Genomic DNA, 23148 nt, shown 5'->3' with positions numbered 1-23148 from the left:
GAGCCTCATGTCGACCACCGGCGCGGCCGTCGAAGTCCGCGACCTCCGCAAGTCCTTCGGGCGCACGATAGCGCTCGATGGGCTGAACCTCACCGTCGAAGCCGGGCAGATCGCCGGCTTCCTCGGCCCGAACGGCTCCGGCAAGACCACCACGCTGCGCGTGCTGCTCGGGCTGCTGCGGGCCGAGGCCACCACGCTGCGCGTCCTCGGCGCGGACCCCTGGACCGACGCTGTGGACCTGCACCGCCGGATCGCCTACGTCCCCGGCGACGTGAATCTCTGGCCCAACCTCACCGGCGGCCAGATCATCGACATCCTGAGCCGGCTGCGAGGCGGAGTCCGGCCGGCGCGCCGGGACGAGCTCGTGCAGCGCTTCGACCTCGACCCGTCCAAGAAGGCCCGCGCCTACTCGAAGGGCAACCGCCAGAAGGTGGCGCTGATCGCGGCCCTGGCGTCGGACGCGGAGTTGCTGCTCCTGGACGAGCCGACGGCGGGGCTGGACCCGATCATGGACGCCGAATTCCGGACCTGCGTCCGCCAGGTGCAGGCCGACGGCGGCTCGGTGCTGCTGTCGAGCCACATCTTCGCGGAGGTGGAGCGGCTGTGCGACACCGTGACGATCATCCGGAAAGGTCGCACCGTCGAAGCAGGGACCCTCGCGGAGCTCCGCCACCTGAACCGCACCAGCGTCTCGGTGGTCCTGGACGATGCGGGCGGCGCGCTGTCCCGGATCCCTGGCGTCCACGATCTCGCGCTGGACGGGCCGCGAGCCACGTTCACGGTCGCCGACGAGGACCTCGGTGACGTGCTGGCCGCGCTCTCCCCGCTGCGGCCGCGCGCGCTCGTCTGCACGCCGCCGTCGCTGGAGGAGATCTTCCTCCGGCACTACGGCACCGAACTGTCCGCCCTCGGCACCCCGGTCTCATGAACGCCTCCGCCACGGCCGCGTCGCTCGGACGACCGACGGCCCCCCTCACCCGGCCGGCGCCCCGGGCCGACCTGCACGGCCTCCCGCACATGCTGCGGTTCGTCGTCGCGCGCAACTGGTTGCGGCTGCTGGTCTGGGCGATCGTGCTCGTCGGCATGATCCCGCTGGTCTACGAGTCGCAGCGGTCGGCGTTCCCGACCCAGGCCTCGCGCGAGGCGTACGCGCGCATCGCGGACACACCGTCGGTCGCCGCGCTGACCGGCACGCCGTACGCTGCGAACACGCTCGGCGGCATCCTGGTCCTCAAGATCTGGATGACGATCGCGCTCAGCCTCGCGCTGGCCACGGTCTTCCTGATCACCCGCAACGGCCGCGCCGACGAGGAGGCCGGACGGGCGGAGCTGCTGCGCGCCGACTCCCTCGGCCTGCACGCCTACACGGTCGCGAACTACCTGGTGGTCGGCGCGTTCGACGTCGCCGTCGGAGCCGCGATCACGGTGACCGCCGCGGCGCTGACGCTGCCCGCCGCCGGCAGCCTGGTGCTCGGAGGCTCGCTCGCCGCGGTCGGGCTGTTCTTCCTCGGCGTCTCCGCGCTCTTCGGCCAGCTGGCCTCCACCGGCCGCGGCGCCAACGGATGGAGCACGGCCGTCCTGGGCGCCCTGTTCGTGATCCGGGCCGTCGGCGACCTCAACGGCACGGGGACCTCGCCCTCCTGGGTCTCCTGGCTCTCCCCGCTCGGCTGGGGCCAGGGCATGCGGCCGTACGGCGAGAACCGCTGGTGGCCGGCGGTGCTGCTCGTCGGCGGGGCCGCGCTGCTCTGCGCGATCGCGCTGCGCCTGGAGGGCCGCAGGGACCTCGGCGCCGGCGTCCTGGCCGACCGCGCGGGTGCACCACGAGCAGGAGGCTTCCTCACGTCGCCGTTCGGGCTCGCCGTGCGCCAGCAGCGCGGGGCACTCATCGGATGGTTCGCGGGCGCGATCGTCATGGCGATCCTGTACGGGTCGGTGGCCACCGCCATCGCGAACCTGCTGGGCTCCAACCCGCTGTTCGCGGCCTACATCGGCGGCCACACCTCCACCTTCGTCGACGCGATCCTGGGCTGGCTGGTGATGCTGAACGCGATCATCGCCAGCGCGTTCGGCGTGCAGACGGCGCTGCAGGCGCGGAGCGAGGAGGCGGCCGGCTTCGCGGAGCCGCAACTGGCCGGCGGCATCTCCCGGCTGCGCTGGGCGGCCTCCCGGCTGCTCGTCGCGGCGCTCGGCTCCGCCGTTCTCCTCGCCGTGAGCGGCTTCGTCATGGGCGCGGCGTACGGGACGTCGCGGTCCGACTTCTCGCAGGCGTGGACGCTGACCGGCGCATCACTGGCCTACGGGCCGGCCGTGCTGGTGAGCGCGGGTGTCCCTGTGCTCCTGTTCGGCGTGCTGCCACGGCTCGCCGCCGTGCTGTCGTGGAGCTACCTGAGCGCGATCGCGCTCCTCAGCTTCGCCGGGACGCTGTTCGGCCTGCCGTCCTGGCTGGTCGACCACACCCCGCTGACGGCGACACCGCGGCTGCCCGGCGCGGACTTCGACGGGCTCCCACTGGCGATCCTGGCGGCCGTCGCGGTCGTGCTGTGGACGGTCGGCCTGATCGCCTTCAGCCGCCGGGATCTGGCGGTGGACGCGTAGCGGGCGCGCGTCACCACTCGCCGTGTCACCACTCGCCGTGTCACCACTCGCCGTGTCACCACTCGATTGGGTCGTCCGGCCCGTCCGGCACGACGAAGGAGAACTCCTTCGGCGTGACCAGCACCGGGCACGGGAGGTTCAGCAGCACGTCGTGGCTGACCGAGCCGAGCAGCGCGGAGGCGAAGCGGCCTCGGCCGCGCGTGCCGACGACGATCGCCACAGCGCCCGCGCCGCGCTCGATGAGCGCTTCCGCCGGATTCCGGCGCACCACGATGTCCGTGATCGGCGCCGTCCGCGCGATCGGGACGTCGGCCACCGCCCCCGGGATCACGGCCTGCTCGCGCTTCAGGAACGCGGGGTCGGCGTGCTCGCCGGAGTCGAGGGCGGCGTGCAGGGCCTCCGGAACGTCCCACGCGTGCACCGCCTCGACCTGCGCGTCGGACCAACTCGCCTCGGTCACGGCGAGCGCGAGCGCGGAGCGCGCGAACGCGGAGCGGTCGACGCCGACCACCACCACGTTCCGTTCGGGCCGGGGTGAGGCGGGGATGACGGCCACGACGCAGTCGGCCTTCGCCGCGAGCTTCAGCGGCAGGGTGCCGATCCGCGCTCCGCGCTGCAGCGGCCCCTTGTCGGTCCCGACGACCAGCAGGGCCGAGCCCGCGGCCTCGCGGAGGAGCGCGCTCGCGGGCGGCCCCTCCACCCAGCGGACCTCCACGGCGATGCCAGGGGCGAGCGCACGAACATGGTTCCGCGCCTGCTGGAGCCCGGTCTCGACGGTGGTCTCCAGGTCGAACCGCGGACCGAAGACCGCGCCGCCCAAGCGCGTGTCGATCGCGTGCACGACCTCCAGAACACCGCCACGCGCGGCGACCCGGCCGGTCGCCCAGTCGAGCGCCCGCCACGCCGAGGGCGAGCCGTCGAACCCCACCACCGTGCGCCCGTCGATCACCATCGTCACCACTCCCCCTCGGGTCTGCCTCACGTCGAGCCTGCCCCGCCTGCCCGCCGCCGGCCAGGACCTTCGACCCTTGCCGCGCCGCAGGCGCACGCGGTCTGATGGCCCCATGAGAAACCACTACGAAGCGTCCCGGATGGGGATGCACGATGTGCCGCCCGCAGGCCGCGTCCTCGTCGTCGCGGTCGTCGCCTGGAGTCTCGCCTGGAAGGGCGCGTCGCTCTGGCGCGCCGCCCGCAATGGCAGCAAGCCGTGGTTCGTCACCCTGCTGCTCACCAACACGCTCGGCATCCTCGACGCGGTCTACCTGTTCGGCGTGGACCGCCGGCACGGCAGGGAGGAGCTCGAGGAGCTCGCGATCCTGGAAGTGACCGGCGAGCCAGAGCAGGAGGGCCACACGCAGGAGACCTGAGCGTCCGTCGCGAGACCTGAGCAGTTGTGGTCACGGCGAAGCCGGCTGAGCCATGCTGTCGATTTCGCACCTCCTTCGAGGGCGCGTTCTCGCCGGTCTGACCGTCCGCACGCTCCCCCGCGAGTTGCTGGCCGGCGTGACACTGCTCGCGATCTCCGTTCCGGTGAATCTCGGCTACGCCCAGATCGCAGGGCTGCCGCCGGCCACCGGGCTGTACGCGCTGATCGTCCCGGCCGTCGTGTACGCCCTCATCGTGTCTTCGCGTCAGCTCGTGGCGTCGCCCGACGCGGCCGCCTCGGCTCTGGTCGCGTCGTCGCTCGGCGGGATGGCGGTCGCAGGCTCGAAGGACTACCTCGCGCTGGCCTTCGCCCAGGCCATCATCGGCGGCGTCGTCTTCGTCCTCTGCGCCGTCTTCAACCTGGGCTTCCTCGCGGACTTCCTCTCCAAACCGATCCTCATCGGCTTCGTGAGCGGGCTCGCTCTGGACATCCTCGTCAGCGAGATCGCGACGATGCTCGGGGTGCGGATCACCAGCAGCGCAGGCTTCCTCACCCGTACGTCCGAGCTCGTCACCGGGCTGGGCGACGCCAACGGCTGGGCGATCGCCATCTCGGCCGGATCGCTGGCCGTACTCGCTCTCGGCCGGAGGTTCGCGCCGCTCGTCCCCTGGGCGCTGATCGTGCTGGTGGCCTCCACGTCGCTGGTGGCCTTCACCGGGTTGGAGAGTCTGGGCGTCCGTACCCTGGGCCCGGTCGAGCGCGGCGCCCCGACCTTCGCCTGGCCCGACGTCGGCTGGTCGCAGTGGCTCGCGCTCGTGCCGTCCGGACTGTCGCTGACGATGGTCGCGATGAGCGAAGGACTGCTCGTCTCGCGCGCCTTCGGCGAGCGCCGCGGCTACCGGGTCAACCCTGACCGGGACCTGCTGGCGTTCGGCGCGGCGAACATCGCCTCCGGCCTCACGGGCGGCTTCACGATCGGGTCGTCGACGTCCCGCACCGCCGCGATGGACCACGCCGGCTCGCGCAGCCAGCTCCCGGCGCTGGTGACGGCGGCGGGGACGCTGCTGCTGGTCGTCTTCGGCACGGCCCTGCTCGAACACATCCCATCGCCGGTGATCGGCGCCATCGTCGCGGTCGCCGTGCTGCCGCTACTGGACGTCCGGGAGTTCGTCTCGCTGTGGCGGCTGTCCCGGTTCGAACTCGCGATCGCGGTCGCCTGCTTCCTCGCCGCTTTGCTGGTCGGGCCGGTCGCGGGAATCGTGATCGCGGTCGTCCTCGCCCTCATCAACCTCGCCCGGCGGGCGGCGAATCCGGCGATCGACGTGCTGAGCACGACGGACTCCCCCGAGCACTCGCTCCTGCCGGTGGAGGGGGAGGTCACCCAGACCGCGCCCGGGCTGATCGTGCTGCGCTTCGCGGCGCCGTTGTTCTTCGCCAACGCCGGGGTCTTCGAGGAGGCGGTGAGAACGGCCGTCGCCGAGGCCGGCCCCGACCCTCTCGAGCACATCGTGCTCGACCTCGAAGCGGTGACCGACATCGACGTCACGGCTGCGGAGCGGTTTCACGCCGTCCAGGACTGGCTGAGCGAGCGCGGGATCCTGCTGCACTATTCGCGCGTGCGCCCCGACCTGGAATTGCGGCTGGACCACTTCGGCCTGATCGGGGACCGCACGTTGTACGGGACGAATCAGGCGGCCATCGACGCGCTCGCCCCCTGAGCGGCCTGTGGCGCCGCGATCGGGCCGCGGGACCTTCGGCCCGCCCGCCGATCCGCACGAGGATCAGGCTGGTCCCGACCGAAGGAGGCACCGTGGACATCGTCGCAAGCGCGCCGGGCATCTACGTCGGCTGGGGTTCGTTCACCATCCAGCTCGGCAATCTCATCGTCATCGTGGTCATGCTCGTGCTGTTCGCGCTGGCTCTGCTGCTGCCGTTCCCGAAGGCGAGGCGCCGGCGATGAGCGGGACGCACGCGGCGAGCGGCCCGCCGAGCGGCACGCAGGAGACGGACGAGGAGGTCTATACCTGGACCGGCCGCGTCCGCCGCTGGCTCCTGAAGCGCCTGCCTCCGCAGAAGCTTCTGCCGCAGGACCAGCCGAGCTACGTCTCCTCCTGGATCTACGTGTTCGGGATGGCGTCGCTCGCCGCGTTCGCCGTGGTCATCCTGTCCGGCCTCGTGCTCAGCCTGAACGGCCCGGCCTGGTACCACGTCTCCAGCCTCGGGCACTTCACGAACAGCGTGCACCTCTGGAGCGTCGAGCTGTTCTTCCTGCTGATGGTCGTGCACCTGTGGGGGAAGTACTGGATGGCCGCGTGGCGCGGCGGCCGGGTGCTCACCTGGATAACGGGCGTGATCGCCTTCGCCGTTTCGATCGCGGCGGCGTTCACCGGCTACCTGCTGCAGACGAACTTCGACTCGCAGTGGATCGCCTTCGAGGGCAAGGACGCCCTCAACGCCGTCGGGATCGGCGCCTGGTTCAATGTCGCCGACCTCGGGCAGATGTTCACCTGGCACATCGTGCTGCTGCCGATCGGCGTCGGCGCGATCGTCGTGCTGCACGTCCTCCTGGTGCGCACGCACGGGGTCGTGCCGCCGATCGACGCGACCGAGAACGACGATCAGGTCGTGCACGCCTACAACGAGTCGACGTTCAACGAGTCGACCTCCAACGAATCGGAGGGGCCGCGATGAAGCGCACACCCAGCATGACCTGGCGGCGCCACGACGACGTCGCCGGCCGGCCGTGGCGCGGACGCGTCCGCGACTACGACCTGCTCAAGGAGGTCACGATCGGCTTCGTCGTCGTCGGAGCCGTGACGCTCGGGCTCGCCGCCGTGTTCGGGTCGCCGGACGAACCGGGCGTCACCTTCGCCTCCTGGTCGGCGGCCGACCCTGTCGACTTCGCGTCGACCGCCACGGCCGAGCTCGGCGGGACGAGCGACACCGCCCAGTACGGGCCGCCGTACAACGACACGCAGGGTGCGACGCAGACCATCGGGCCCCTCGACCTGCAGAGCCTGTCCGGCGTGCGGCTCCCGATCGACACCGCGAAGGCCTTCGTGATCGGCCCGCTGCGGACGCTGCCGACCGTGCCGGCCGCCGTCGCCCGCTGGACGAGCGCGACGCCCGCGCAACAGGCGAAGTGGACGGCCGCCTACGAGAAGGCCCTGGCCGCCGACAAGGGGACGGCCCTACCGAAGCCGTTGCCGGAGTACGGCCCGGTGCCCGCGATCATCTCGTCGCTCGGCGGGATGGCGCGCAGCGGCGCACTCGACGGCGCGCTCTCGAGCCAGGGAGGTTTCTACCCGCTCAACCACACGCCGGCGATCCTCTTCCTCGGCGACGGCCAGTACTTCCAGAACCTCGCATCGGCGCAGCACCTCACCGGGGACCAGTGGGGGATGATGAACGAGACCGGCAACACGCCGGGCCAGGCCTGGTTGTGGCTGTTCTCGCTCTTCTATCAGGTCCAGCCGTTCGCGTCGCTCGCCAACGCCGACCTTGTCATCGTGCTCATCATGGGCGCGCTGACGCTGCTGCTCGCCCTGCTGCCGTTCATCCCTGGCCTGCGCACGATCCCGCGCTGGATCCCGCTGCACCGGGTCATCTGGCGGGACTACTACAGGGCGACTCGCGTCAGCGCGAGCACCGGGCAGAGCGCAACGGCGTCGTCCGCCGCATCGAGCTCGTCGGCGCGGAGCGGCACGTCGGACCGCCGTGACATGCCAGAGGGAGTGGCCTCGTCGCGCAGCGAGACGGGATAACCCCAGTCGTCCCGCGTCAGCGCACGGTCGAGGATCTCCGCGCAGAGGCCGCGTCCGTCGCATTTGGTCCAGTCGATGTGGAGGGCGTACGAGGTCATCGCGCTCTCCGCACACAGCGGCCGCGGGCGTGCGAGCGCACGTCGTGGTCGAAGACCGTGAGCGCGCTCCGCACCAGGCGGGCGGTCCCGTCGGGGTGGTGGCAGGAGCCGCGGCCGACGACGAGACCGGTGAGCCGGGCGAGGTCCGCGGCGTTCTCGGCGACGGCCTGCCCGGAGGCGACGGCGGCGAAGCGGTCGGCCATCGTCGGGAGGCCGAACATGCACGGGCCGCACTGACGAGCCGACTGCCCGGCGAGGTATTTCACGATCCCCGCGGTGACGTCGAGCCCGCAGCGGTGGTCGCCGAGCACGTGGACGATCCCCGCTCCCGGCGACGCGTCGAACGGGGCGAGGTCGAGAGCGGTCAGCGGGAGGTCGAACGCGTTCGCGGGCACCCAGGCGCCGTGGTAGCCGCCGATCAGCGCGGCGGAGACCGTCCCGAAGTCGAGCCCGAGTGCGGCCAGGGTCTCACGCACGGTGGCGTCGGTGCGGATCTCATAGACACCCTGCTTCGGCACGTCGCCGGTGACCGTGACCAGCCGCGTCCCTGGGTCGACCGGATCGCCCACCGACCGGAACCAGCGGGCTCCGTGGCGCGCGATCAGCGCGACGTGCGCGAGGGTCTCGACATTCTGCACGACCGTCGGCCGGCCGCGGAGGCCTGCCGTCGTCAGGCGCTTCGTCCGGTCGACAGGGCGGGGGTCGTCGTTCTCGATCAGATTGACCAGCGCACTGGCTTCGCCGGAGACGAAGCCGCCCGCGCCCTCCACAACCTCGATGCCGCGCGCGTCGGCCCGCTCGGCGATCGCGCGGTCGACCGCGCGGAGGGCATCGCCCTCGGCGACGATGAGCACGTTCCGCGCGCCGATCGTCTTGGCGGCGGTGATCATGCCGTCGATGACGAGGTGGGGCGCGTTGCGCAGCAGCACGGCGTCCTTCGAGGACAGCGGCTCGCCTTCGGTGCCGTTCGCGATGAGGATCGGGGCCCGGCCGCGACGGCGTCCGCCGGACTCGAGGGCGGCGGACAGCTTGCGCCAGACCGGGAAGGCGGCGCCGCCGCGGCCGGTCAGGCCGGAGGCCTCCAACTCGGCGAGCATCGCGTCGGGGTTCCGCTTCGGCAGCTCGCCGTAGGCGCGCAGGTGCGCGTCGAGCGTCGCCCTGTGTCCGGCGGCGAAGAGCCGTCCGGCGTCCACCGCGCGCATCGATCCTCCCGACGTGGTCGGATCCATCGTCATCGTCATGCGTCGTCTCTCCTTCCGGCGAGGCCCGTGGCGAGGCGTCGCGTGTGCGAGTGCTCCACGAACCGCGCCGACAGCCGCCAGATCACGGCCGCGACCACGAGGAGGGTGCACCCGGCGGTGGTCAGGAGGAACCAGCCGCTGGTGCCGTTCGTCCCGTTGCCGATGCCGTGCAGCACGGCGATCGGCCACATCGCGTAGGTGAACCAGTGCACGAACCGGAAGGCGCGCTGCCCGATCCGGCGGCGCAGCAGGCCGGTGATGGTGATCGCGAGAACCAGGTCGAACGCGACCGTCCCGAGCCCCTGCCAGAACGGCTTGAACGACCCGGCGAACGGCACCACGATGTCGAGCAGGGAGAGCTTGGCGTACGAGTCGAACATCAGCGTCCCCACGTGGAGCACGAGGAAGACGCACGCGAGCAGCGACACATTGCGGTGGATCAGCGACACCGAGAACCGTGGCAGCCCGGGCAGCGGGCGCCCGGAGCGCGTGACGATGCCGAGCACCAGGGTCAGGGTGAACAGCAGCAGCGCGATGAGGCCGGACGCCCGGCCGAAAGCCCACAGCAGCTCACTCATCGCCGCTCCCCTCCGTCGGCCTTCGCATCAGGAGCCTGACGACGTGCTGCTGGAGGAGCCGCCCTGGCTCGGCTGGACCGGGGCCGGGGCGGGAGCGGGCGGCGCGGGCGCCGGAGCCGGCGCGGCCGGGGCCGGGGCCGGAGCCGCGGTCGGGGCAGGCGCGGCAGGAGCCGCGGTGGGTGTCGGCGGGGCGGTCGGGGTGGGCGTCGCCGATGGCGTCGCCGCCGGGGTGCGCGCCGGCTGCGCGGCAGCAGCCGCGTGCGTGGTGCGCGTGGTGTCGAACAGGGCGGCGCCGACGGCGCCGGCTGCGCCCACGCTCGTCAGGCCGATCACGCCGGTGAGCACACCGACGATCCGCTTGCCTCGTGTCCAGGTCGCCATCCGTCCCTCCTTCGTCCGAGTCGATACTTGTGAGTCGATACCTCCACCCTCCCGGCGAATTCTTGACGGATTCTTACGTCACATGGGCAGAACCTGACGATCGTCTATCCATTGCCCTAGGCTGCGACGGCCGCCCGCTCCCGCGTCGCCGCGCCCGCGGCCCAGGTCCGGTAGCCCCCGTCGAGGTTGACGACATCGAACCCGTGCTGGGCGAGGATGCGCGCGGCGGTGTGTCCGCGCTGCCCCACCTGGCAGTGCACGACGACGGGCCCGGCGGGCAGCTCGGCGATCCGGTCGCGGAGGTCGTCGACGGGGATGTTGACGGCCCCCGGGATGGCGCCGGCCGCGTGCTCCCCCGCCGTTCGGACATCCACCAGCGTCGCGTCGGCCGCGAGGGCCGCGTCCAGCTCGTGCCACTGGATCGCACGGGTCGCGCCGGTGCGGAGGTTGTCGGCCACGTAGCCGAGTTGGTTCACGGGGTCCTTCGCCGAGCCGAACTGCGGAGCGTATGCGAGCTCGAGGCGCGCGAGCCCGGACGCGGTGATGCCGCCGGCCATCGCGACCGCGAGGACGTCGATCCGCTTGTCCACGCCCTCCCCGCCGACCACCTGGGCGCCGAGGATCGCGTCCGTCGCCGGGTCGACCAGCAGCTTCATCGACATCGACTGCGCGCCCGGGTAGTACGTCGCGTGTGAGGCCGGGTGGGTGTGGATGACGCGGTGCTCGCGCCCGGCGGCGACGAGCTGTCGCTCGCTCCAGCCGACCTTCGCGGCGACCGTGCCGAACACCGTCGCGATCGCGGTGCCGAGCGCGGGTGTGTTGGGCTCGTCGTGGCCGGCTATCACATCCGCGACCGAGCGGCCGTGCCGGTTGGCCAGGCCGGCCATCGTGACCAGCACCTGCTCTCCGAAGAGGGCGTCGACCTTCTCGACCCCGTCGCCGACGGCGTAGATGTGCGGGTCGCTGGTTCGGTTGCGCGCGTCGACCGCGATCCCGCCAGTGGGACCGAGCGCCAGTCCGGCGGTGCGCGCCAGGTCCACGCTCGGCACGACCCCGGACGCGTCGACGATGAAGTCGGGGCGCAGCGCACTCCCGTCGCCGAGGACGACGAGGCCGCCCTCCACCGAGTCGATCGTGAGGCCGGTGCGCACATCCACGCCGTGGCTGCGCAGCTGGGCCTCCAGCGGCGCCACCATCTCCGGGTCGAGCGGGCTCAGCAGGTGCGCGCCACGCTGGACGAGCGTGACGTGGATGCCGCGCCGCACCAGGTTCTCGACGGCCTCCAGGCCGATGAATCCGCCGCCGACGACCAGCGCGGACGGATTGTCGGCCGCCGCGTCCACCAGCGCGCCGATCGCGTCGACGTCGTCCACCGTGCGCAGGGTGTGCGTGGGGATGCCGGGATGCCCCGCCGCCTCCCGTGCGGAGGCGCCGACCGCGAGGATCAGCTCGTCGTAGCCTTCGGTCGCCGTCTCGCCGCTCGCGAGGTCGAGCACCGTGACCGTGCGACGTTCAGCGTCGACGCCGAGCACTTCGTGACCGGTGCGGACGTCCAGCCGGAACCGGGACGCCAGCGACTGCGGGGTCTGCAGCAGCAACGACGACCGGTCCCGGATGACTCCCCCGACGTAGTACGGGAGGCCGCAGTTGGCGTACGAGACGTACGGGCCGCGCTCGAAGACGACGATGTCGCGCGACTCGTCCAGTCGGCGCAGCCGGGTCGCCGCCGACATGCCTCCGGCGACGCCGCCGACGATGATCGTTCTCACTGGGATGTCCTTCTTCCGTGCCGGGTGTCCTGGGAGCCGATTGCGTATACCCCCATCGGTATCGTACTATACCTGCGGGGGTATCCCGAATCCCCCAAGAGCGAATCCACAGAGAGGACCCGCCATGTGTTATCCCGTCACCTGCTCCACCTGCGGCAAGACGACCTGGAACGGCTGCGGGCAGCACGCCGCCGACGTGCGCCGCAACGTCCCGGCGGCGCAGTGGTGCGACGGCCACGCCGAGCAGCCCACGACCGCGACCGGCGCAAGTTTCCTCGGCCGCCTGTTCGGACGGAGCTGACCATGAGCGCCACCCCCGCCGACATCAAACCCGTGCTGAACCGCCTGCGCCGCGCGCAGGGTCAGTTGAACGCGGTGATCGCGGCCGTCGAGAACGGCGGGAAGTGCCGCGACGTCGTCATCCAGCTCGCCGCAGTCTCCAGCGCGCTCGACAAGGCCGGCTTCCAGATCATCGCCACCGCGATGGAGAAGTGCCTGAACGACCCGGACGACACCACCGACCCGATGACGGTCGGAGAGCTCGAAAAGCTCTTCATGACGCTGGCGTAGCCGGCACGGCCCCTCCCGCCCGCCGCGCCACCGCCGCCACCGACACCGCAGAGGTCGTCAGGCTGATCAGCGCCCCGAGCAGGATCGCGCCCCCCTCGCCTGCGGCCAGCGTGTGCGTCTGCAGGCCGAGCGTCACAGCCGCGACCGGCACTCCGAGCTGACCGGCGGAGGCGACCGCCTGCGCCCACGGCAGCCCGGCTCCCCGGGAGGCCAAGTGAGCCAGCACCGCTCCGAGACCGAGGGCGGCGCCCAGAAGGATCATGCCCGGATGCGCCACGAGCGCGCGCAGATCCAGGGAGGCGCCGAGCCAGACGAAGAACAGCGGGCCGAAGAAGCCCTCCGTCATCCCGAACAGCTGCCGCGCCAGCCGATGCGGCTCCCCGACGGCCGACAGCACCAGCCCGAGCGCGAATCCCGCGATCATGATCGACAGCTGCGCGAACTGCGCGATCGCGGCGAACGCGAACAGCACCAGCAGGCTGAGCCGCAGCTCCAGCGCGAACCGCCGGCGCTCCGAGTAGGCGTGCAGCGCACGGCGGCGGTCGGAGCGGACCCAGCGGGTCAAGGCCACCCACAGCCCCACGGCGAGCGCGGCGATGACGAGCACCCCGATCCCGGCGGTCAGCGCCCTCCCCGGCACGACGACCAGCGGGAGGAGGACCACGCACACCACGTCCGCGACGGCGATCTGCGCGACGAGCTGCGCCGCGGACCGCTTGTCCACGTTGACGGACTGGAGCATCGGCAGCACGAGAGCCGCCGACGACGACGCGAGCAGGACCCCGTAGAGGAGGCCGTTGCCGGAGTGCGCCACAGCGGCGAGCAGTGCAGCGATCACCGCGGAGGCGACGCCGACCAGGCCCGCGCCGAGCGCGCCGCGGGCGAGCGCCGCTCGCACGACCGGGTCGCGCACCGGCACGTGCGAGCCGACGACGACCATCGTCAGCCCGAACCCGATGGAGGCCAGGAGCTGGAAGTCGTCGTTCGCCGGGTCGACCAGGTGGAACCCCGAGACGCCGATCACGAGCCCGCCGAGCAGCTCGCCGGCCACGACCGGCACGCGCCAGATCGACCGCGCGGCCGCCAGCGGGCCGAGCAGACCGACCGCCACCACGAGCGCGAGCACGGCGAAGCTCATGCGGAAACCGTAGCCGCATCCCGGGTGTAGGCGGGGTGCGTGGCGCCGCGACGGCGTGCCGCCCCACTCCATAGCCGATCCTTAGCCGGTTCTCAGCCGACGTAAGAAACCACAAAGATTCGTCCAGCATCGTGGGGGACATGGTTGACACACGGGCCGCGACGACGGCACCCCCGCGCCGCCCCCGGGTGCGCCGCGGCGCCGCGGGCCGGCACCGGCGCGGTTCGCGCACGGTGCGAATACTGCTGGTGGCCAGTGTCATCGCCGTCCTCGGGATGTGGTGGTTCAGCGTCCCGCCGAACTTCGCCTCCACCCCGGCCAACGCCATCACCTCGCTCGGCGAGCTGAGCGGCCTGGTCGGCGCACTGCTGGTCTGCTACCAGGTGCTGCTGATCGCCCGGGTGCCCTGGTTCGAGAACGCGGTCGGGCTCGACAAGCTGGTCTCCTGGCACCGATCGCTCGGCGCATCGGTGATCTTCCTCGTCGTCGCGCACGTGGTCTTCATCGTGCTCGGCAGCGAGGTGATCGACAAGAGCACGCCGTGGGACGAGTTCTGGACCGTCTACCGCTCGTACCCGGACATGCTCCCCGCGCTCGTCGGCACGATCGCGTTCCTCGCGGTCGGGCTGTCCAGCGCGCGCCTCATCCGGACGAAGCTGTCCTACGAGGTCTGGTACTGGCTGCACCTGACCACGTACGCGGCGATCTTCCTGACGTTCCTCCACCAGCTCAGCGCCGGGCTCCACTTCGTCGGGTACCCGGTGAACCGCGTGCTGTGGATCCTCCTCTACCTCGGGACCGCGTCGGCCGTGCTGACCTGGCGCTTCATCCTCCCGACGATCGACGCCTGGAAGGGCCGCATGCGCGTCGTCGCCGTCGTCCCGGAGGGTCACGGCCTCAACAGCGTCTGGCTCGAAGGGCCGAACGTCGGCAGGCTGGGTGTCCGCGCGGGCAACTTCCTGCTCTTCCGCTTCTTCGCCTGGGGCCACCTCGGCACGGCGCACCCCTACTCGGTGTCGGCGGTGCCGGCGAACGGGCGGCTGCGCATCACCGTCGGCACCCTCGGTGACCACTCCAGCCGGCTGACCGCGCTGAAGCCCGGGACGCTGGTGTTCGCCGAGGGACCCTTCGGGCACTTCACCGCGGACCGCGCGAGCCGGGGCAAGCTGCTCCTCATCGCTGGCGGCGCGGGCATCGGGCCGATCCGGGCGCTCGCGGAGGAGCTCGTCTACCGCGGCGGCCGCCCGGTCGTCCTCTACCGGGTGAGCGCGCCGGAGCAGCTCGCGCTCCTCGGCGAGCTGCAGGCGATGGAGGGCGTCACGGTCATCCCGCTGGTCGGGCGCCGCGCGCAGCTCGGCTACGACCCGCTCGGCCCCGGCTCGCTGGCCCGCATCGTCCCCGACCTCCACAATTGGGAGGCGTTCATCTGCGGGCCGGAGGGCATGGCCGAGCAGGTGGAGTCCTCCCTGCGCGAGCTGCGGATGCCCAAGCGTTTCATCCACCGAGAAGAACTGAGCATGTCATGAACGGACGGCGATCATGAACAACAAGTCCTGGCGCGGGACCGTCCTCTTCACCATCATCCTCGTGGTGATGGGCGCCACCGTCGGCCTCAAGCTCTACGGGGTCGGCGAGCAGACCAGCGCGCTCTCGTCGGCGCACGCCACGACCGCGCCCTCCCCCGCGCCCGCGCCGACGGCCACCGGCACGGCGCCCGCGACCTCGGCCGCCCCCGCCGCTCCCGCCCCGGCCGCCGCCACGAAGACGGTCACCGGCAACGCCGTCGACACCCGTTACGGCCCCGTCCAGGTGAAGGTCACGTTCGAGGGCACGAAGATCACCGCCGTCGACGCCATCCAGTACCCGACCGAGAGCGGCCGCGACCAGGAGATCAACTCGCAGGCCATCCCGATGCTGCAGCAGGAGGCGATGGCCTCCCAGTCGGCGAAGATCGACACCATCTCGGGCGCCACCTACACCTCGGAGGGCTACATCCAGTCGCTGCAGTCGGCCATCGACCAGCGATGAGGTTCGACCAGCGATGAGGTTCCTCGAGACCGTCATGGGCATCCCGATGTCGATCGACATCCGGGAGGCCGCGGAGGATGTCGCCGCGGCAGCCGCCGAGCGCGCGTTCCGCGTCCTGCGGGAGGCCGACGCGCGGTTCTCCGCCTACCGACCCGACAGCGAACTCAGCCGGGTGAACGCCCGCGGCGGCGGCGCGTCGGGGGTGAGCGAGGACTTCGCGGAGGTCGTCGGGCTCGGCTCGGCGATGGCGGACGCCGCGGGCGGCGCGTTCCGCATCCGGCGGCCGGACGGGACCTGGGACCTCGACGGCGTCGTGAAAGGCTGGGCGGCCGACCGCGCCGCGCGCTCGCTCGCCGCGAGCGGACTCCGCGACTTCTGCCTCAACGCGGGCGGGGACGTCGCGGTCTCCGGAAGCCCCGGCGAGGGCCGGCCCTGGAACGTGGGCGTGCGCTCCCCCGAGAGCGCCGGCGAGCTGCTCGCCGTACTGGAGCTCCGGAACGGCGGCGTCGCCACCTCCGGCGCGTACGAGCGTGGCGCGCACATCGTCGACGGCCGCACCGACCGCGCCGCGACCGGGCTGCGCAGCGCGACCGTCGTGGCCGGCGACCTCACGACGGCCGACCTCCTGGCCACCGCCGTCTTCGCCCTCGGGGAGGACGGGATCGGCTGGGCCCTCGGCAACGGCGCGCGCGGTGTGCTCGCGGTCGACGCGGCGGGGCGGCTGCTCGGGCTCGGCGACCTGACCTTCGCGGGAGCGGAGCAGGCTCGATGAGCGGCGAGGGGGCGTCCGGCGTCGACTCCTCTACTGGCGCCGACTCCTATACTGCGGGGATGAGTGATCGCCGCCGCGTGCTGGTCGCCGAGGACGATAGCCGTCTCGCCGGGATGCTCGAGACGTTGCTCGTCTCCGACGGCTACGACGTGGAGCTGGCCCGCGACGGCCAGCGCGCGCTGCACCGCGGCCTCACCGAGCAGTTCGACGCGGTGGTGCTCGACCGCGGCCTCCCGGCCGTCGACGGCCTCGGCGTGCTGCGCGGCCTCCGCGCCAACGGCGTGACGACGCCCATCCTCATCCTCTCGGCGCTCGGCACCGCCCCCGACCGGGTCGACGGGCTGAACGCCGGGGCGGAGGACTACCTCGCCAAGCCGTTCGACATCGACGAGCTGCTCGCCCGGGTGCGTGCGCTGATCCGCCGGGCCTCGTCGGATGTTCCGACGGTGCGCTTCCCCGGCGGCCGGCTCGACGTCGGCAGCCGCACGGTCACGCTCGGCAGCGGCGAGCGCACCGTGCTCTCCGACCGGGAGGCCAGTCTCCTCGAATTGCTGGCGCGCCGACCGGACCAGGTCTTCTCGCGCGCCGTGCTGCTGGACGAGGTGTTCGCAGACGCGGACGACCCCGGCGTGGTCGACACCTACGTGCACCACCTCCGCAAGAAGTTCGGCCGCACCCTCATCGAGACGGTGCGCGGCGTCGGCTACCGCCTGGGCGGAGTCGGATGAAAGCCGACCTCCAAGAGCTGCGCACGGCGTCGGCGCGGCTCGCCCTGCAGTTCGCCGGCATCATCCTGGCCCTGTTCGTCGTGCTCGGCGCGGTCGTCTACATCGTGGTGTCCACCGGCCAGGCGGAGGCCGCCAAACGCGCGCTGGCGGACGCGTCGCAGGTCGACTCGGTGCACGACGCCCCGCACGACCTCCTGGTCACCGTCCTCCTCCCGGAGGGCAGGGACGTCTCGCCGAACATGCCGGACGGCCTCCCCGACGAACGGGCTCTGCAGGATGTCGCCCGCAACGGCGGATCCATCACCCAGACCGTCGTGGCGGACGGGAAGAGCTACCTCACCCAGACCGATGTGCGGCGCGGCAAGGTGGTGCAGATCTCTTACAGCCTGGCCGAGCAGCAGGAGGAGATGGGGCGCCTGCTCACCGCGCTGATCATCTCCGGCGTCATCGCCACGGTGGCCGCGGCGCTCGTCGGGCTGCTGCTCGCCCGCCGCTCGATGCGCCCGATGTCGGAGGCGCTGGCGCTGCAGCGCCGGTTCGTGGCCGACGCCGGGCACGAACTCCGCACGCCGCTGACGCTGCTGAGCACCCGCGCCCAGCTCCTGCGGCGGCGGCTCTCCCGGGGCGGCGGCGACGCCGGCCCCTCCGCGGACGAGGACGTGCGGTCGGGACTGGACGAGATCGTCGACGACAGCCGGGCCTTGACCGAGATCGTCGAGGACCTCCTGACCGCGGCGGACCCCCGCCAGAATGCGGAGCCGGAGCGCGTCGACATCGGCGAGCTCGCAGCCGTCGTCGCCCGTTCGGCCGAGGGCCGCGCGCAGGAGCGCGGCATCGCGCTGGCCACGCACGCCACCCCGGGAGCCGTGGTCACCGGCGCTCCCGTCTCCCTGCGCCGGATGATCGTCGCCCTCGTCGACAACGCCCTCGACCACGCGGCCTCGCGCGTGCTGATCGACGTGTCCACCGACCGGGACGACGTGGTGCTGTCCGTCGCCGACGACGGCCCCGGGTTCGGCGACGACTTCCAGGACCGCGCCTTCGACCGGTTCGCCTCCGCGCGCCCGGCGGACAACCCGGCGGGCCGTGAGCGCCACTACGGGCTGGGGCTGGCGCTCGTCGCGGAGGTGGTCGACCGGCACCGCGGTCGCGTGAGCGCGGCCGATCGGGAGGGCGGCGGCGCCGAGGTCGTCGTGCGGCTGCCGAAGGGCGCCGTGCGCAACTGACACCCTGGCGATTCGTGCCGAATGTCGACTTCCGCCGAGCGAGAGTCGACATTCGGCACGAATCCCGGCGCGGTTCAGGCGTCGGTGAGTTCGGTGGGTTCGACGATGGCGTCGACAAGGGCGCCGTTTCGCCAGACGGTGAGCTCCAGACGGCGGCCGATGGTGCTCGCGATCATGAGGCGTTGGAGGTCGGCGACGGCGTGGATGCGCATCCGGTCGAGTGAGATGAGGACGTCGCCCGTGCGGATCCCGGCGAGATCGGCGGGACTGTCCGGGACCACCGACATCACCTGGATGCCGGTGCGAGCGCCGGCCTTGCGGGCGATCTCCGGGTTGAGGGTGATCTCCGCGCCCGCGATCCCCAGCCAGCCGCGGCGGACCCGGCCCTCCCGCATCAGCGTGTCCATGATCTGCCGGCTGGTGGCGTTGACCGGGACGGCGAGGCCCAAGCCGGTCCCGGCGACGGCGGTGTTCACGCCGATCATCCGGGCGCTGCTGTCCGCGAGCGCTCCCCCGCTGTTGCCGGGGTTGAGCGCGGCGTCGGTCTGGATGACCTCGTCCACGACGCGGCCAGACCGGGTCGGCAGCGACCTCCCGAGCGCCGAGACGATCCCGGCGGTCACGCTGCCGGCCAGGCCCAGCGAGTTCCCGACCGCGACGACGAGCTGGCCCACCTGGAGCTTCGCGGCGTCGCCGAGCTCGACCGGCGCGGGGACGGGCGCGTCCGCCAGGAGCATCGCGAGGTCGGAGAGCGGGTCGCGCCCGATGACGCGGGCGCGCACCCGGGTGCCGTCCTCGAACGCGAGGTCGACGCTCCCTGCGCCCTCAACGACGTGCGCACTGGTCAGGAGGTGCCCTTCGGCGGAGACGACGGTGGCGCTGCCGAGGCCGACGCCGCGCGAGGTGCGCGCGGTGACGGCGGCGACCGCCGGGCCGACCACACGCGCGACGCGCACCACCGCCGTCGAGTAGGCGTCCAGCGCGTCCGCATCCGTCATGAGACGAGTGTGCGCCTCGCGCGGGGCGCCGGGGCCGCCCGTTCGCCGACGGCTGACGGGGTCAGCGGCGCGCGATCGACGCCAGGGCGGCGGCCATGGCGTCGGCCACGACCCGCGCCGGCGGGAGGTGGTCGGCGTCGGTCTGCACGCTGACCCGGAAGCGGCCGGCGTACGAGGCCCCGACCGCGCCGACGCGCACGTTCGCCGAAAGCAGCGACAAGGGCCAGGCGCTCTCGAGTTCCGAGCCGTCGAGCCGCAGCGCGCGCGACGGACCGGGGAACTCGGAGGCGATGGCCGCGACCGCACGCTGGGTGCGCGCGAAACGCATCAGCAGCGCGGCGGCCCGGGGGCTCGCCATCCACTCGAAGGTGCCCGCTGCGCGGGCGCGGGCCTTCTCCGATCGCGTCTCCGCCGCCACCCGCGCGACGCCGGCAACGGCGTCGGTCTCGGCCACGGGGACGTGCACGAGCATGACGCCGGTCGCGTTCCCTTCACCCGCCCGGCGCGCCAGACGCACCGGCGAGGAGACCGGCAGCGTCTCGGGCAGCGCCTCGTGCGCCGCCGTGAGCACGGCACGCAGCCCCTGCCCGAACGCCGCGAGAAACGCGTCGCCGACCGTGCCGCCCGCGCGCTTCGCGCCGTCGTGCAGTTCGGCGAGACCGACGTCCAGGAAGGCGACGTCGCGCGTGAGTCCGAGCGGCCCCAGAAGCATCCGCGAGCGCACGGTGCGGCGGAACACCGCGACGGTCTGCGCTCCCGCTTCGCGGAGCCGCGCGAGCACGGGCCTGCGCTCGACCGGTGGAGCGGGCGGGAGCGGACGCGTCGCTGCGGTCGCGCGATCGGAGCCGGCGCGTCCGGCGGCACCGGCACCGGCCCCGGCCCCGGCCCCGGCCCCGGCCCCACCATCCCCGTCGCAGAGCGCGGCCACCAGCGCCTCCGCCTCCAGCCCGTCCGCGAGCGCGTGGTGCAGCCGGAACAGGACCCCGCACCGCGCCCCCGCCGCAGCGGGCACCAGGAGCAGCTCCCACAGCGGCCGGTCCAGCGGAAGCCGCGTCATCAGCGTCCGTGCGCAGACCTCCTCGAACGAGGGAGAGGCGCCCGCGTCAGCGCTCTCCGCGTCCGGCTGCCAGAGGCGGACGTGGCGGCTCAGCTCGGGCGGCGCCGGTTCCCAGCGCCACGCCGAGCCCGTCGAGACCGGCCGCCGGCACAGCGCCGGGACCGCCCGCACCCGATCGGCGAGCACCCGCCGGAGCCGTTCGACGTCCGGCACGCCCCGATCGTCGACGAAACCTCCCGGCGCCAGCAATCCCGCCAGCGCGACGACGTTGGGCTGCGCACGCTCGAGGGCGAAGTTGGCCGCGTCCACTGCTGCGATCGCCCCGGCCGGAGCGTCACGCCCCTTCATGCCGACAGGGTAGCCGGGGTGTGGAGAGGCGCGCACTGAAGATTCGGACCGAAAATACTTGCCGGACGTTCGGAATCGACATCTGTGACCAATTCTTGCTGCGGAAACCGTAGTCTCGTCAACATCTGATCGCATATGATTGCGACGCCCACCGTCGAAGGAGACTGGATGTGAGCGAGCAGCCCGCCATCAGGCTGACCGGATTGACCAAGCGATTCGGGTCGGTCGCCGCCGTCGACGACCTCGACCTGGAGATCGCGGCCGGGGAGTTCTTCTCGATGCTCGGCCCCTCCGGCTCCGGCAAGACCACGGTGCTGCGCTGCATCGCCGGCTTCGAGCAGCCCACCGCAGGAACGATCGAGCTGTTCGGCCAGGACGTGACCAGCAAGCCTGCGGCCGCGCGAGACGTCAACACGGTATTCCAGGACTACGCGCTCTTCCCGCATATGTCGGTGCTGGACAACGTCGCCTACGGACTGCGCGTGCGCGGCGTCGGCCGCGCCGAGCGGCGTCGGCGCGCGATGGACGCGCTCGCCTCCGTGCAGCTGATCGGCTTCGGCGACCGCAAGCCGGCTCAGCTCTCCGGCGGCCAGCGCCAGCGCGTGGCGCTCGCTCGCGCCACCGTCGTCCAGCCGAAGGCGCTCCTGCTCGACGAGCCGCTCGGGGCCCTCGACCTCAAGCTGCGCCAGCAGATGCAGGTCGAGCTCAAGCAACTGCAGCACGAGCTCGGGATCGCGTTCGTCTTCGTCACCCACGACCAGGACGAGGCGCTCACCCTCTCCGACCGGATCGCGGTCTTCAACAACGGCAGGATCGAACAGCTGGGGACACCGCGCGAGCTCTACGAGCACCCGAACTCCCGGTTCGTCGCCGACTTCGTCGGCACCTCGAACCTGTTCGACCGCGACCACGCGCACAGCATCCTCGGCCTGGACGGCGAGTACTCCATCCGCCCCGAGAAGCTCGAGCTGCACACCCTCCCCGGCGGGTCCGGCTCGCCGTCCGCGGCCGGGACGTTGGTCGAGTCGGTCTACGCGGGCAACAGCATCCGCCGGGTGGTCGACCTCGACGCCGGCCTGCGGATCTCGGTCCTGGAGAGCAACGACCGCACGCACCGCGCCGAGCTCGACCGCGGCTCGCGCGTGCACGTGACCTGGAACGACGACGACCTCCGCAGGCTCGGCGGCAGCACGCCGGACACGGCCACGGACGCCGATCTCCAGACGGCAGATGTACCTCGCAGCAGAGGTGTAGAAGAGAGGCAGGACTCATGATCCGTGCAACGAAGCGCGTGGCGCGCTCGGCGGCCGCAGCGGCGGCCGTCTCCGCCGCCCTCCTGGTGCTCGCGGCCTGTTCCGGCGGCGGCTCCACCGGCGGCTCGGCCGGCTCGGTGCCGAACGTCCCGATGGCGAAGAAGCTCGGCGCCGCCGAGGGCCAGCTCAACCTCATCGTCTGGGCGGGCTACGCCGAGGACGGCTCCAACGATCCGAAGGTCAACTGGGTGACCCCGTTCGCGCAGAACACCGGCTGCAAAGTCAACGCCAAGGTCGCCGGCACCTCCGACGAGATGGTGCAGCTCATGCGCACCGGCGACTACGACGGCGTCTCGGCCTCCGGCGACGCGACCCTCCGCCTGGTCTACGGCGGCCAGGTCGCACCGGTCAACACCAAGCTGGTGCCGAACTACACGACCATCTCCTCCTTCCTCAAGAACAAGGCGTGGAACTCGGTCGACGGCCAGATGTACGGCATCCCGCACGGCTGGGGCGCCAACGTGCTGATGTACAACAAGGCCACCGTCACCCCGGCGCCCGACTCGTGGTCGGCCGTCTTCGACGACGCCTCCAAGTACGCCGGCAAAGTCACCGCGTACGACTCCCCGATCTACATCGCCGACGCCGCGCTCTACCTGAAGGCGCACGACCCGTCGCTGGGGATCAAAGACCCGTACTCCCTGACCGAGAAGCAGCTCGACGCTGCGGTCTCGCTGCTGAAGAAGCAGAAGACCTCCATCGGCGAGTACTGGTCGGACTACACCAAGTCCGTGCAGTCGTTCGAGTCCGGCAGCAGCGTGGTCGGCACGTCGTGGCAGGTCATCGCCAACCTCATCCAGAGCGACGGCAAGGTGCAGGTCGGCACGACGGTCCCGAAGGAGGGCTCCACCGGCTGGTCCGACACCTGGATGATCTCGTCCAAGGCGAAGCACCCGAACTGCATGTACCAGTGGATGAACTGGATCACCTCCCCGACGGTGAACGCGCAGGTCGCCGAGTGGTTCGGCGAGGCGCCGGCCCAGACCAAGGCGTGCGACAAGACGCAGGATCCGACGTTCTGCACCCAGTACCACGCGCTCGACGCCGGCTACGCCTCCAAGATCCACTACTGGACCACGCCGCAGACCAAGTGCGTCGACGGCAGCGGCACGAACTGCACCGCCTACAGCGAATGGGTGACCAAGTGGCAGCAGATCAAGGGATGACGGGAGGCCGGG

At 72.0% G+C, this 23148-nt stretch carries 24 protein-coding genes; 15 read left to right on the top strand and 9 right to left on the bottom strand.

Annotation, left to right across the window (positions count from 1 at the left end):
• Positions 1–7 precede the first annotated feature (7 nt).
• Together AC1ROW_RS14530 and AC1ROW_RS14525 are read left to right on the top strand one after the other, a co-directional pair.
• Positions 8–928 carry an ABC transporter ATP-binding protein gene (locus tag AC1ROW_RS14530; protein WP_493019628.1) on the top strand — a complete coding sequence of 307 codons (921 nt, stop codon included), beginning with the start codon at positions 8–10 and terminating at the stop codon, positions 926–928.
• The gene (locus AC1ROW_RS14525) at positions 925–2595 is read left to right on the top strand and encodes an ABC transporter permease (RefSeq protein WP_493019627.1); all 1671 of its coding nucleotides are present in this window, start codon (positions 925–927) and stop codon (positions 2593–2595) included. Before AC1ROW_RS14530 ends, AC1ROW_RS14525 begins: the two co-directional genes overlap by 4 nt.
• Before the next feature lie 55 nt (positions 2596–2650).
• Here AC1ROW_RS14525 and AC1ROW_RS14520 read toward each other — a convergent pair whose 3' ends face one another.
• The gene (locus tag AC1ROW_RS14520) at positions 2651–3577 is read right to left on the bottom strand and encodes a universal stress protein (protein ID WP_493019626.1); all 927 of its coding nucleotides are present in this window, start codon (positions 3575–3577) and stop codon (positions 2651–2653) included.
• 82 nt (positions 3578–3659) lie between these two features.
• Between AC1ROW_RS14520 and AC1ROW_RS14515 the strand changes: the two genes are divergently transcribed.
• The 4 genes from AC1ROW_RS14515 to AC1ROW_RS14500 all read left to right on the top strand — a co-directional run bounded on the left by AC1ROW_RS14515 (position 3660) and on the right by AC1ROW_RS14500 (position 6652).
• Positions 3660–3962: a DUF5652 family protein gene (locus tag AC1ROW_RS14515; protein ID WP_493019625.1), complete on the top strand. Its 303-nt coding sequence runs from the start codon at positions 3660–3662 to the stop codon at positions 3960–3962.
• A gap of 52 nt (positions 3963–4014) precedes the next feature.
• Positions 4015–5679: a SulP family inorganic anion transporter gene (locus tag AC1ROW_RS14510; RefSeq protein WP_493019624.1), complete on the top strand. Its 1665-nt coding sequence runs from the start codon at positions 4015–4017 to the stop codon at positions 5677–5679.
• Positions 5680–5771: 92 nt separating this feature from the next.
• A complete protein-coding gene (locus AC1ROW_RS14505; protein WP_493019623.1) occupies positions 5772–5921 on the top strand; it encodes a hypothetical protein in 150 nt (49 codons plus the stop codon).
• Positions 5918–6652: a cytochrome b N-terminal domain-containing protein gene (locus tag AC1ROW_RS14500; protein ID WP_493019622.1), complete on the top strand. Its 735-nt coding sequence runs from the start codon at positions 5918–5920 to the stop codon at positions 6650–6652. Before AC1ROW_RS14505 ends, AC1ROW_RS14500 begins: the two co-directional genes overlap by 4 nt.
• Before the next feature lie 928 nt (positions 6653–7580).
• Here AC1ROW_RS14500 and AC1ROW_RS14495 read toward each other — a convergent pair.
• From AC1ROW_RS14495 to AC1ROW_RS14475, 5 genes are all read right to left on the bottom strand, one after another.
• The gene (locus tag AC1ROW_RS14495) at positions 7581–7823 is read right to left on the bottom strand and encodes a ferredoxin (protein WP_493019621.1); all 243 of its coding nucleotides are present in this window, start codon (positions 7821–7823) and stop codon (positions 7581–7583) included.
• Positions 7820–9064, bottom strand: a complete 1245-nt coding sequence (locus AC1ROW_RS14490) for an NADH-ubiquinone oxidoreductase-F iron-sulfur binding region domain-containing protein (RefSeq protein WP_493019620.1) — start codon at positions 9062–9064, stop codon at positions 7820–7822. The genes AC1ROW_RS14495 and AC1ROW_RS14490 overlap by 4 nt, the downstream gene beginning before the upstream one ends.
• Positions 9061–9642 (bottom strand): ferric reductase-like transmembrane domain-containing protein, encoded by a 582-nt coding sequence (locus AC1ROW_RS14485; RefSeq protein ID WP_493019619.1) that lies wholly within the window; start codon positions 9640–9642, stop codon positions 9061–9063. Before AC1ROW_RS14485 ends, AC1ROW_RS14490 begins: the two co-directional genes overlap by 4 nt.
• Before the next feature lie 27 nt (positions 9643–9669).
• On the bottom strand, positions 9670–10023 hold the full coding sequence (locus AC1ROW_RS14480; RefSeq protein WP_493019618.1) for a hypothetical protein: 354 nt from the start codon (positions 10021–10023) through the stop codon (positions 9670–9672).
• A 116-nt stretch (positions 10024–10139) separates the two neighbouring features.
• On the bottom strand, positions 10140–11792 hold the full coding sequence (locus tag AC1ROW_RS14475; RefSeq protein ID WP_493019617.1) for an FAD-dependent oxidoreductase: 1653 nt from the start codon (positions 11790–11792) through the stop codon (positions 10140–10142).
• Between the two features lie 124 nt (positions 11793–11916).
• On the opposite strand from AC1ROW_RS14475, the gene AC1ROW_RS14470 reads away from it, so the two are divergent.
• Together AC1ROW_RS14470 and AC1ROW_RS14465 are read left to right on the top strand one after the other, a co-directional pair.
• Complete coding sequence (locus AC1ROW_RS14470) at positions 11917–12093, top strand: DUF8730 family Cys-rich protein (protein WP_493019616.1); 177 nt, start codon at positions 11917–11919, stop codon at positions 12091–12093.
• A gap of 2 nt (positions 12094–12095) precedes the next feature.
• A complete protein-coding gene (locus AC1ROW_RS14465) occupies positions 12096–12362 on the top strand; it encodes a metal-sensitive transcriptional regulator (RefSeq protein WP_493019615.1) in 267 nt (88 codons plus the stop codon).
• On the opposite strand, the gene AC1ROW_RS14460 is transcribed toward AC1ROW_RS14465, so the two are convergent.
• Positions 12346–13500: a cation:proton antiporter gene (locus tag AC1ROW_RS14460; RefSeq protein ID WP_493019614.1), complete on the bottom strand. Its 1155-nt coding sequence runs from the start codon at positions 13498–13500 to the stop codon at positions 12346–12348. The two genes, AC1ROW_RS14465 and AC1ROW_RS14460, sit on opposite strands and share 17 nt — an antisense overlap.
• Before the next feature lie 140 nt (positions 13501–13640).
• Between AC1ROW_RS14460 and AC1ROW_RS14455 the strand changes: the two genes are divergently transcribed.
• From AC1ROW_RS14455 to AC1ROW_RS14435, 5 genes are read left to right on the top strand one after another with little or no spacing between them, the layout of a single operon-like run.
• Positions 13641–15026 (top strand): ferredoxin reductase family protein, encoded by a 1386-nt coding sequence (locus AC1ROW_RS14455; protein ID WP_493019613.1) that lies wholly within the window; start codon positions 13641–13643, stop codon positions 15024–15026.
• A 13-nt stretch (positions 15027–15039) separates the two neighbouring features.
• Positions 15040–15528 carry an FMN-binding protein gene (locus AC1ROW_RS14450; RefSeq protein WP_493019612.1) on the top strand — a complete coding sequence of 163 codons (489 nt, stop codon included), beginning with the start codon at positions 15040–15042 and terminating at the stop codon, positions 15526–15528.
• Positions 15529–15541: 13 nt separating this feature from the next.
• Positions 15542–16300 (top strand): FAD:protein FMN transferase, encoded by a 759-nt coding sequence (locus tag AC1ROW_RS14445; protein ID WP_493019611.1) that lies wholly within the window; start codon positions 15542–15544, stop codon positions 16298–16300.
• Between the two features lie 59 nt (positions 16301–16359).
• Entirely contained in the window at positions 16360–17028 is a 669-nt protein-coding gene (locus tag AC1ROW_RS14440) for a response regulator transcription factor (RefSeq protein WP_493019610.1), read from the top strand.
• Complete coding sequence (locus AC1ROW_RS14435; RefSeq protein WP_493019609.1) at positions 17025–18254, top strand: sensor histidine kinase; 1230 nt, start codon at positions 17025–17027, stop codon at positions 18252–18254. The genes AC1ROW_RS14440 and AC1ROW_RS14435 overlap by 4 nt, the downstream gene beginning before the upstream one ends.
• Before the next feature lie 74 nt (positions 18255–18328).
• On the opposite strand, the gene AC1ROW_RS14430 is transcribed toward AC1ROW_RS14435, so the two are convergent.
• Both AC1ROW_RS14430 and AC1ROW_RS14425 read right to left on the bottom strand, forming a co-directional pair.
• Complete coding sequence (locus AC1ROW_RS14430; RefSeq protein ID WP_493019608.1) at positions 18329–19252, bottom strand: S1C family serine protease; 924 nt, start codon at positions 19250–19252, stop codon at positions 18329–18331.
• 61 nt (positions 19253–19313) lie between these two features.
• The gene (locus AC1ROW_RS14425; RefSeq protein ID WP_493019607.1) at positions 19314–20657 is read right to left on the bottom strand and encodes a wax ester/triacylglycerol synthase domain-containing protein; all 1344 of its coding nucleotides are present in this window, start codon (positions 20655–20657) and stop codon (positions 19314–19316) included.
• Positions 20658–20827: 170 nt separating this feature from the next.
• Here AC1ROW_RS14425 and AC1ROW_RS14420 point away from each other — a divergent pair, with 170 nt between their 5' ends.
• Both AC1ROW_RS14420 and AC1ROW_RS14415 read left to right on the top strand, forming a co-directional pair.
• Positions 20828–21931, top strand: coding sequence for an ABC transporter ATP-binding protein (locus tag AC1ROW_RS14420; protein ID WP_493019606.1), 1104 nt, complete (start codon positions 20828–20830; stop codon positions 21929–21931).
• Positions 21928–23136, top strand: coding sequence for an ABC transporter substrate-binding protein (locus tag AC1ROW_RS14415; protein ID WP_493019605.1), 1209 nt, complete (start codon positions 21928–21930; stop codon positions 23134–23136). Before AC1ROW_RS14420 ends, AC1ROW_RS14415 begins: the two co-directional genes overlap by 4 nt.
• The last annotated feature ends 12 nt before the right edge of the window (positions 23137–23148 follow it).

It is taken from the genome of Leifsonia sp. GW821-FHT13C09, from assembly GCF_058806435.1.
This window is presented reverse-complemented; position numbering and strand designations above follow the sequence as displayed.